This window comes from Aeromonas sp. QDB68 (assembly GCF_027707405.1).
Lineage (GTDB): Bacteria > Pseudomonadota > Gammaproteobacteria > Enterobacterales > Aeromonadaceae > Aeromonas > Aeromonas caviae.
Map to the genome: position 1 here is coordinate 37,073 of NZ_JAPCIQ010000026.1, position 9,141 is coordinate 46,213.

Sequence of the window (9,141 nt, forward strand, 5' to 3'; positions counted from 1 at the left end):
GAACGATATGAAGGTTGAGAGCACTTCGGCGGATCGTGGGATAAAGCATATTTCTCTGAGTGTGCTGTTCACCTATTTCACGGTTTTTGTGTTTCACCCCGCCTTCATGTTGCTCGGCCTCGCCAGCCTCACGCCGGGGCGGGCACTGGCGGCCCAGTCCAGCGCCATTTACGAGAACCTCAAGGGCAAATACCAGCTCGATACCCCCGACAACGATGTGTCGCGCCAGGATGAGGTGATGAACATCCGCCAGACCTACGGCAAGGGCAGCGGGGGCGCGGCCAGTGTTATCGAGAGCCTGAGCAAGTACCAGGGGCAGAGTCACGTTGCCGACAACGTGAACCTCTCTGCCTACCCCAAGGGCAACTTCTCCCAGAACTATCAGGACAGCTACAACCAGGCCGCATCCGGCGGAAACGGGATCGGCAATCTGACCATGCCCGGGGTGTCTGGCAACAATGCCAGCGTGCGCTATGCCCCCAATGGCGGCGTGAAGCTGGAGCGTGATGCCAACGGCAATATCATCAGTACCGTGACCGGCGGCGTGGTAAACAACACCATCAGCTCGGTGGTGGGGGCGGAGGCGAGCAACGGCGAGACATCCTTTGCAGCCAAGAACACCTACAGCCCTCACGATGAGGAAGGGCTGATTGATGTGGTCAAGGGGCGGATCAATGCCGCCCAGGTAGGCGGGAATACCTCCGACAGCGTGGCTTACCGGACCATCATGGAGAGCTACCAGCTCAACAAACCCCAGAACATCAGCCGCGACGATCCGGTGTTCCTCGGTGCCAAGGGGGCGGTCAATGATGCCCTCACCCAGAAGGGCCTGTTTGAGGGCTCCTGTCAGAGCTTGACCACCACTACCACCAAAAGCACCCATTACCCCGATTGGAAGGAAAGCCGCTGCTCCAGCCCCAAGAAGGACAACTATCAATCCTGCGAGCTCAAGCGGGATCTGCACGTACCCGTCTATATCGAGGGGGGCGCGGGCGAAATGACTATCTGTGGGCCCGATTGCGTCAAGATCCGTATCGGTGAGGCGGGCGATAACTACTGGAATGGCAGATCGTGTGGCATCTTCACCAACTCCTTGAATCTCAGGTTTTCCGCCGAGGCCAAGGTGCGGCAAGCCCTCGTCACGATGGCGGAATGGGATGACCACATGGAAGTGAAGCTGGGCACAAGCGTCCTGCTCTATCACGTAGATAGGCAGATGCGAGATCCGGCCACCTATCCGTTCCCTGTTGCCGGTAAAGGCTGCGAAACCAACACCAGCTGGTACTTGGGTGATGGCCAGGGCAGCAAAAAGGTGGGTGGCTATATCGACGTTACCAACCTGGTGCGCAACAGCTTGGTGAACGATGCCGACCGGCTCATCAACCTGTCAAACCGCGTTGCGGTGGGTGATGGCGGTGAGGGCCACTTCGAGGTCACCATCTATTTCGACGACGTTAATTTCCGTGACGATCACATCCAGATTCCCGATGGCTGCTATGACGCCGTGCTGCGCTCCGATGGCATTTGCCAAATGGATCGATGGGTACCCACCGACCAGGGCACCAAGCGCCTGCCTGACGCGATCCTGAACTATGGCCAGCCGCTCTATCCGGGCGATACCGGGCACTTGACATGGAAAGCCAACGCCGAGGGTTACTTCTGCGATCCGCTGGCCAAACAGCGGTTCGTGGTCGGTGACCAGTCATATTCCTACGAGGACATTAAGAACCTGCCAGATGGGTGCGCCAAGCAGAAGGCCAATCCGCAGTGCATCGAGAAGAGCCGGGATTGCGTGCCGGGTTGGAAGGACTTTGGCACGGGTGCCTGCTACATGGAGGAGATCGTCTACGACTGCGACGAGGGTCAGACCATCTCGGAGATCGTGGCCAATACCTCCAACACCTGCGGGGAGTTGCCCTGCATCGGCACCGACTGCGCGGCGGGGGCCCCGGAGAAGAACGGCGACTTTGCGACGACAGCCGGGCTGTTGCAGGCGATGTCCTTCATCTCCGCCGATGGCACCTGCGATGTAGACGACCCGACCAAATGCAAAGTATTCCCGGGCAAGCAGCAGTATTGCGGCTGGGCGGTGGGGCTGGTGGGCAGCATGACCGATACCAACTGCTGCGAAGAGCCCGAAGGCGGGATCAACATGATGTCGGCGGCCATGGCGGCATTCTCGATCATGCGCTCCCAGAACTGGCAGGAGATTGCTACAGGCGCGTCTGACTTCACCGGTTCATCGAGCTTCACTGCCATCTATGACGGGGTAGCGTCGGTCGGGAACACGGTGGCAGGTGCAGCTGAGGCCGCCTGGAACTCGTTGACCACCGCCTCCAACACGATCATGAGTTCGCTCGGACAGGAAGTGGCTACGGAGGCGGCCAAGGCAGCTGGTGGGGAAATAGCGAAGGAGGGGTTGATTGATGGCCTCATGTACCAGGTCAAACAGAAAGTCATGGGCACCATCTACAACACCTTGGGCGAGAACCTGGTGGGGGATTTGATCCAGGAAAAGGCGGGAGAGTATGTCCTCACAGGAGTGGCAGAATCGATCGCATCCTGCGTCTCCGTGGTGATGATTGCCTATACCGTCTACAAGCTGACCATGATGCTCGCGCAAATGCTGGTCTCCTGCAAACAAGAGGAGCTGGAAACGGCATCCAAGATTCACGAAAAGGCCTGTTTCAAGATTGGCGGCACCTACTGCATCAAGGAGATCAACGTCGGGGTCAAGAAGGTGTGCGTGAAGCGGGCCCAGGATTATTGCTGCTACAGCTCCATGCTGCCTCGGGTGGTGATGCAGCAGGCCGTTGTCCAGCTGGGACTCTCAGACTGTAGCGGGATCACCGTCGCGCAGCTGCAACAGCTGGACTGGTCGCGTATCGATCTCACCGAATGGATTGCCGAAGCCACTCTTGGCGGGGCGCTGCCAGACGGGCAGGACGATCTCACCCTGGAGGCGCTGACCGGCAATGGCCATGTGCTGGCCGGTGGGGCGGACCGGGACAACACCCTCGAACGGCTGAACAACCGCTACGAAGGGGGCAAGTTGATACAGGCCTCCCAGGACACCCAGGACAATATCCAACTGGAGACAGTGGACTGCTCCTATTTGCCGAGACCGGCTATTTGTAAACTACAATAAAATGCCCTTGACTATCCCAAACAGACAGGGCAAGATGATTATCAAGGCAGTTCATCATGCCAAAGGGAACACCATGAAAAAAATAATGAAAGCCACCACGACCACCCTCGCATTACTCGTCGCCGCTACCTTGGGCGGCTGTTCATCCACCCCGAAGGATGCGGGCAAGCCCTTTGTGCAAAACCCCAAGGAGAGCGTTGCACTGAACGTGGCGGCCTATGCGGGCTACCCGTACATCTTGCGCGATAACGGCTACTCCAACGGGCTGGATGCCCTGGCTACCTCGGGCGGTAATGCGGTGCTGTTGGCCAGTGATCTGGCTGGCAGTCTTGGCTCGTTAGGCGGAGCGTCCCTTGGCTTGGGTTTGGGTTTGTTCACCAGCATGGCCGCAGAATACCCGTTGCCGATGTCAGAGGTGATGACGGCGAAGCTCAACCCCGGTGAGGATTACCGCTCTGCGGCCACCGTGCTGCGTGTACTGAAAGCCAACTACGAGATGCGTGAGGTCAGGGAAAAGACGGATGGCGATACGCTCAAACAGTTCCTCGGTAAGGACTCACTGAACGACTATGTGTGCGAGCCGACCACGTACAAAAAATTCGATTTTGAGTGCTTTGACCCCGCGTACAAAAAGTACAGCCACTTTGTCGGTGTGAGCCGACCCGCAAACGGGACAGAGTTCGGAGAGGTGATGCCGCTCACCCCGGGCAGCTACGGGGTGTATTTCATGACCTCTGACAGAGGGGCAGTGTTGATTCCGAAGGCGGACGCGCCAGATCCCTATTTCACCTATACAAAGGGTGTTTACGTCATTGGCGACACTGTGTTGCCGAAAATCGCGCCCCGTGAGGACGGCAAGCGACTGGTGTTCCTGCACGGCAAGGCGACGCTGATCTAATGCGTGGCAAGGCGTTTGAAAGGACATTGGCCAGCGGCGGGTTGTCGCTGGCAATGAAGGACGGGGAGGGTGCTAGCTAGACCTCCCCAAATAAGTTGGCCTCATCATCTGGTGGAACAGATATGAGGCCGTGACCACAGATGGAGAAGCATCTATGAGCGTATGTAAATTACCATCCCAGCACGCCGCCCAGCAAGCGGCGCGGAAAGCTGTTCACTTGTATCGTGCGGGAATGCACACAATGGCATCGCGCATCTGGAAAGAGTCAATCCGAGCTTTCGGCTAGATATTGAACTAAGGCGGTATAATACCGCCTTTTTTATATCCAAACGCCAGATTTTGTCTTTACCCCCGTCACAAATCCCGTAAAAACATTTTTACACTAATCGTTAAACGGTGCTGAAATTGCGCCGTTTAGTGGCCAAGGATGTCGCTGCAAAGTGCGTGTAATCAATGGATTAGTGTGTGTTTGTGATGTTGCCTCGGAGACTTACCCATTGAGTGAATCCCTAGCGAAATGCGTCAATACCCTAATGACCCACGGCATGTCCAAAAAATACCTGATGGTATTTCTGCTGCTCTTGCTGATGGGGTGGGCCATGTGTTTGCGTGCTGGGATGGAAGAGGCTGATCAGGCGAAAAAGCGCCTGGCGCTCATCTGGCCAGACTACACCCAAATGGTGGCAAGTGAGCAGGACTTTATCGTGGCACTCGCCCACAAATGCGAACTGTATCATGTGCCGCAGGTACGCAAGTCGGTGGAGGATTGCCTGCGCCGTGCAGCCAATGACCCCACGACAAAGATCCCACGAAGTATCGACAGAGAAAGCGCCCCTGCGTTGTTCGAAGCCTTGCTGGTCGAGGAGGGGGTGCCGCCCAATATGTGACGCTGGGGGGCGTACACACCGTAACTCCACTCTTCCCCCTTAATCTCCACGAGGAAATCAGTCGTCTCACCACAATCAGGGCCGTGGGCTAAGCAGTTACCGCTGCCATCGCTCACGGCAAGCCTGATTTTCCTTGTTGAAGCACTTTTAACTATCCCGTGTTGCATGTTTGTGGCATCTAAGAATGATGGTAGGTTGTTGCTAGGCGGCGGACTGTGCCAGCGCATTGCGGGGCGCAACGCCTCACCAGCCATCTTGGGTTATCCCTTACGTGACGCATCGCAGAGGTAGATATGAAGAAGCTTGAGATAAAGATAGATAGGGCAAAGTGGATCCTGTACGGCAAGGCCACGCTCATCACCCTGCCGGTCGCCCTCATCCTCTCTAACCTGGTGCTGCTGATCTACGTCGTCACGTTCCGGCACAGCGTCAGCTATCCACTCATGTTTGCCAATCGGGTGTTCATCGGGGTGGTGACCTTCTACCAGATCAGGAACTACCTCCAGCGCAAGCAGGCCAGTGCCAAGCAGTGAGGGTAGGCAGAGGCCCGAATGACAAGGCACGCTCACCAGTTGGTGGGGTCACATCTCTCGGTTGATAGGGTTAAGCTCGATGTCCTCAAGGGAGCGTGGCGGCCTGACTTTCACCCCGGTCGAGAGACCTGGCCAGCACACGTTATCCAGGAAGTGATCGCCTTGAATGACCGCGGTGCCAGTCCCTTGAGGACAAGCAGTTGCCCGCGCTGGAGATGATGTCTCCCAGGTCGTGATGGAACGGCGGGGCAGGCTGACGGATGCACAACTTCGGGTGCCGGGCTGATGCAGATCAGCTTTTGGGCGAGAGAAATGGAGCAGGATGAATCTGCCATATCACGTAATCAGGGAGGGCCTATGGCCACATTGATCAAAGGTCGAAAACAGGAAGAGGCAATCGCATTTGCCCAAAGTCAGTACAATGCGGTGTGGGTGAACTACCCGAACGGGAGCTGCGGGTGGGAGGTGAAAGGGATGAGCGATGACCAGTTCCGGCACAAGATGTTAGAGACGTTCTGCGGTGAAGCGATCCCCGGCGATCCCCACAGTGCGGGCATTGTCACCGTCGAGTGAGGATAAATATGCGCTACCTGCTCAGCGTTGCCTGGCACTTCTTGAGCGGCAAGCTCACCCTCCGGCACGCAATCTATGCCCTGCGCGTTAGACCCGTCGCAGTGATCAGCAAGGGGAAGGCCTGGGTGGTGGATCCGGGGTTCAAGGTGGGCGGATAAAAGACCGGCGGGAGACGTTGAGCACCCAGATGCTCGCTTTGCCGGGCCATTGTCCTCGAAGGAAAATCTGATGCAGGCAGGCACGCCCACCCTGTCAGTTGCACGTTACCTGCCGATGTCCCTGGTTGAGATTATTGATCCCGCAGTTCTTCCACATGCACGCTTAACGCCCCCTCGGCCCCGTTTTCACTTCCGGCGATAAAGAGGGTGACGTTGCTGGTGGCCGTGGTAAACGACGACCCCATCATCCCGCAGTTCTCATCGTATATACAGGCAAAGAACGGCTTCCCCTCGGTGTAGTGCTCTACGACGCTCGTCGGTTTCCCGAACTGCTTCACCATTTCGTCTTTGAGGGTGTTGTACTTGAGCAGCGCGTTCAGTTGGCTATGGGCCTGCCTGCTGTCAAACAGTGCCAAGTCCATGTGGACCGAATATAACCCGTTCTTGAAGAACTCATATCGGTAGGGCGCAGCGGTCCTCAACTTCATGAACAGATCTGACTTGGGGCTGCCCTGGTAAGTCAGATTATCGGAAAACTTATACTGCATCTTGTACCCGGTGTTGAGGGCTGCGACGCGCTTAGGGGAATCGCCCCAGCTGAGCGTGGTAAACCCGGATGCCGGTGCGGCGCTTGCCGTGCTGGCCAAGGCCATCGTGGCAGCGGTGATGGCCAGTGCGAGTGGTTTCATTGATTCTCCTATCAGGTGTGTGCTGGTGGGTGAGCCACCAGTGATGGTCTGCTACATGGTTGTCCACCCGCTACATTGGCGAGCCGTATCGACAAGATCTTTAGCGAAGGTGTGTTCATGCTGGCGCATTCGTGCTTGGGTCAGCATATCGAGGACGTAGGTGAAGTTGGTCTCTGACAATTGCACCTCGCTGTCGACTCGGACCATATGGAAAGATTGCTCCAGCGACTCGCGATAGTTGGCCATGGTGCGGTCATGCTCTGAATCACGCTCGATCACAAACAGGGCACTGAATTGATCGCTCATTAAGGTGATGAGGCGTTGCGGCTGTACCGGCTGCGTCTCACAGATGAGCTCCAAACTGCAATAGGGTTCGCACTCCCAGAAAATGGCGTCGAGGAGGTCTGCGAACGGGCCATGATTGACTTTTTTCGCGTGCAAGACCCAGAAGCCCAGCGGCACCTCCGTCTCTTTTTCGCGCATCGCGGTTTTAAAGACGGCGGGCGGAGGGCAATGACCCAGTAGGAATTGCTGCAATTCAGCGAGATCACACTCGTACATCCGGGCCCAGGTTTTTAACGGAACAGGGCTGGCCTGCAATACCGTTTTGAGATGGCGAAACTCCCCTTTGTCCAGGAAGTAACGCCGCTCATCCTCCTGGTTCCCCACCGTTGTCAGCCATGGATAATCCCCTGGCTCGCTATTTATCCAGAGGCCGGGCAAGTTGTAATCGCTGCGCTTATACAGCTCCAGTTGCGGGGAGCGGGGGTCGAAATCCAGTGGCGGTGCGCTAACAGGCTCGGGTAGCACCGTCTGTGTGCGGCCCACTAAGGCCTGGACGTAGTCACGATCCTTGACAGGCAGATAGTCAGAACCGGCCCAGCGGTGCTCATGAGCGAAATTCCCTTTGTTTACGTCAGCTAGCGTCAGCCTGGGGTGCTCATCGCTGTTGCCAAGGAAGGTCGCACTCGGGTACTGCCGCTCCTGCAACAGGCGCATCTTGGCCGCAAATGCGCGGTCCTTAGTATCAGACCACGACCAGGCGCATAGTGGGGTCAGCCACTCGAAGAACGCCTCGGAAAGCACCCCTTGCAGCCTCTTGTCGATGACCAATTCATCGGGCACGCCGATGAGCAGGTTATTGGGCACATTCACGGACCAAAACTCGGAGAGGAGAGTGGCCGCCGATAGCGGCTGGTCAGGCAGAAAATACCGGCATCGACGCAGCTTCAACCTCGCGTCGGCGACGGCCATCACCAACAGGGGGGTAAGCCCATTATGCGAGATGCACTCCCGTCCTAGCAGCTGATCGCTTTCCAAGATCCCGTCTTGATCCGTCATGAAGAGCCGCTTTGAACTCTGGATCGAGAAATACTGCTTCATCATCTGCCATCACCTCACCCGTTACCTGGAGACCCAATCATATCTGGATGCGCAGCGCGATACAGAGTGATCGCGCTGCTACCAGGTACCTTTTCCTCACAGGAAAAGCTTGAGGTTATCGTCAAGCTCAACACCGAGCTGGGTGGCCAGCATGGCGGCGGTGAGGGCCACCGCGTCCCCGCTTTTTGTGATCTTGCCCAACGTCATGCACCGCCCATCCCACAGACCACTGGCGCGGGCCGTCAGCCCCTCGCGTTCCAAGCGGACAAGGTCGTGCAGCTGTGCGGGGTTGCGCAGCAGGGGGAAGACCCGACAGATGGCGAGAAAGCCGACGTTGTGGGGCAGTATCGACAACAGGCGCAGCATGGGCAGCCCGCCTGCCTCCTTGCTGAGCTCACGATAGACCTGCCAGAGTTCCCGAGTGTAGGGTGCCCATTTGTCCCAGCTCGATTCGAGCCGGTCCAGAGACAGGCTGGCCAGCTGTTTAAGGCTGACGCCCAGCAGGCCCGCCATCGCTTCCTTAAAAATCCCGGGGGTCACCAGCTTGTCCGAAGTCTTGGAGACCGTTGCCTTCTCGCTCTCCATCACCTCAGCCGGGCAATTCATGGTGATGAAACCGCCGAGTGGGTTGGAGTGGTCGTAGATGGCGTTCAAGGACGGAGAGACCTTTGCCGCCGTGCCGTTTATGGAGGCAAACAACTGCTGCTTGTGGATCAGCTCCTCGGTACCCACAACATGTAGTGGTATGGTCTCATTCCATTCGGGATCCTGTTCGGCTCGCAGAATGCAGCTCTTGTATCTATTCACCAGGACGGGGTTGACGGCATCAGTTCTGCCGGGATGGGATAATCTGTCTTCTCGATGCACGCCCT

General features: G+C 57.2%; 9 protein-coding genes. 6 read left to right on the forward strand and 3 right to left on the reverse strand.

Annotated elements, in window-relative coordinates; translation table 11 throughout:
- The first annotated feature begins 7 nt into the window (after window positions 1–7).
- The 6 genes from traN (at window position 8) to PG892_RS10420 (ending at window position 6,197) form a co-directional block, all read left to right on the forward strand.
- Window positions 8–3,148: a conjugal transfer protein TraN gene (gene traN, locus PG892_RS10395; protein WP_270682435.1), complete on the forward strand. Its 3,141-nt coding sequence runs from the start codon at window positions 8–10 to the stop codon at window positions 3,146–3,148.
- Window positions 3,149–3,182: 34 nt separating this feature from the next.
- Window positions 3,183–4,046 (forward strand): hypothetical protein, encoded by an 864-nt coding sequence (locus PG892_RS10400; protein ID WP_270825390.1) that lies wholly within the window; start codon window positions 3,183–3,185, stop codon window positions 4,044–4,046.
- A 545-nt stretch (window positions 4,047–4,591) separates the two neighbouring features.
- Window positions 4,592–4,933, forward strand: a complete 342-nt coding sequence (locus PG892_RS10405) for a hypothetical protein (protein WP_270682437.1) — start codon at window positions 4,592–4,594, stop codon at window positions 4,931–4,933.
- A 293-nt stretch (window positions 4,934–5,226) separates the two neighbouring features.
- Window positions 5,227–5,466 carry a hypothetical protein gene (locus PG892_RS10410; protein ID WP_109422077.1) on the forward strand — a complete coding sequence of 80 codons (240 nt, stop codon included), beginning with the start codon at window positions 5,227–5,229 and terminating at the stop codon, window positions 5,464–5,466.
- Window positions 5,467–5,823: 357 nt separating this feature from the next.
- Entirely contained in the window at window positions 5,824–6,039 is a 216-nt protein-coding gene (locus PG892_RS10415; RefSeq protein WP_109422076.1) for a hypothetical protein, read from the forward strand.
- An 8-nt stretch (window positions 6,040–6,047) separates the two neighbouring features.
- Entirely contained in the window at window positions 6,048–6,197 is a 150-nt protein-coding gene (locus tag PG892_RS10420; protein WP_174217474.1) for a hypothetical protein, read from the forward strand.
- A 131-nt stretch (window positions 6,198–6,328) separates the two neighbouring features.
- On the opposite strand, the gene PG892_RS10425 is transcribed toward PG892_RS10420, so the two are convergent.
- The 3 genes from PG892_RS10425 to PG892_RS10435 all read right to left on the reverse strand — a co-directional run bounded on the left by PG892_RS10425 (window position 6,329) and on the right by PG892_RS10435 (window position 9,076).
- Entirely contained in the window at window positions 6,329–6,886 is a 558-nt protein-coding gene (locus PG892_RS10425) for a hypothetical protein (RefSeq protein WP_109422075.1), read from the reverse strand.
- A 51-nt stretch (window positions 6,887–6,937) separates the two neighbouring features.
- The gene (locus PG892_RS10430) at window positions 6,938–8,272 is read right to left on the reverse strand and encodes a hypothetical protein (protein ID WP_160838619.1); all 1,335 of its coding nucleotides are present in this window, start codon (window positions 8,270–8,272) and stop codon (window positions 6,938–6,940) included.
- Window positions 8,273–8,365: 93 nt separating this feature from the next.
- Entirely contained in the window at window positions 8,366–9,076 is a 711-nt protein-coding gene (locus tag PG892_RS10435) for a DNA sulfur modification protein DndB (protein ID WP_442865632.1), read from the reverse strand.
- Window positions 9,077–9,141: the final 65 nt, after the last annotated feature.

Bases quoted from the DNA above. Each gene is read 5' to 3' on its own strand.
- PG892_RS10405 (WP_270682437.1), top strand. From the start codon at position 4,592: ATGTCCAAAAAATACCTGATGGTATTTCTGCTGCTCTTGCTGATGGGG.
- traN (WP_270682435.1), top strand. From the start codon at position 8: ATGAAGGTTGAGAGCACTTCGGCGGATCGTGGGATAAAGCATATTTCT.
- PG892_RS10430 (WP_160838619.1), bottom strand. From the start codon at position 8,272: ATGATGAAGCAGTATTTCTCGATCCAGAGTTCAAAGCGGCTCTTCATG.
- PG892_RS10410 (WP_109422077.1), top strand. From the start codon at position 5,227: ATGAAGAAGCTTGAGATAAAGATAGATAGGGCAAAGTGGATCCTGTAC.
- PG892_RS10400 (WP_270825390.1), top strand. From the start codon at position 3,183: ATGATTATCAAGGCAGTTCATCATGCCAAAGGGAACACCATGAAAAAA.
- PG892_RS10425 (WP_109422075.1), bottom strand. From the start codon at position 6,886: ATGAAACCACTCGCACTGGCCATCACCGCTGCCACGATGGCCTTGGCC.
- PG892_RS10415 (WP_109422076.1), top strand. From the start codon at position 5,824: ATGGCCACATTGATCAAAGGTCGAAAACAGGAAGAGGCAATCGCATTT.
- PG892_RS10420 (WP_174217474.1), top strand. From the start codon at position 6,048: ATGCGCTACCTGCTCAGCGTTGCCTGGCACTTCTTGAGCGGCAAGCTC.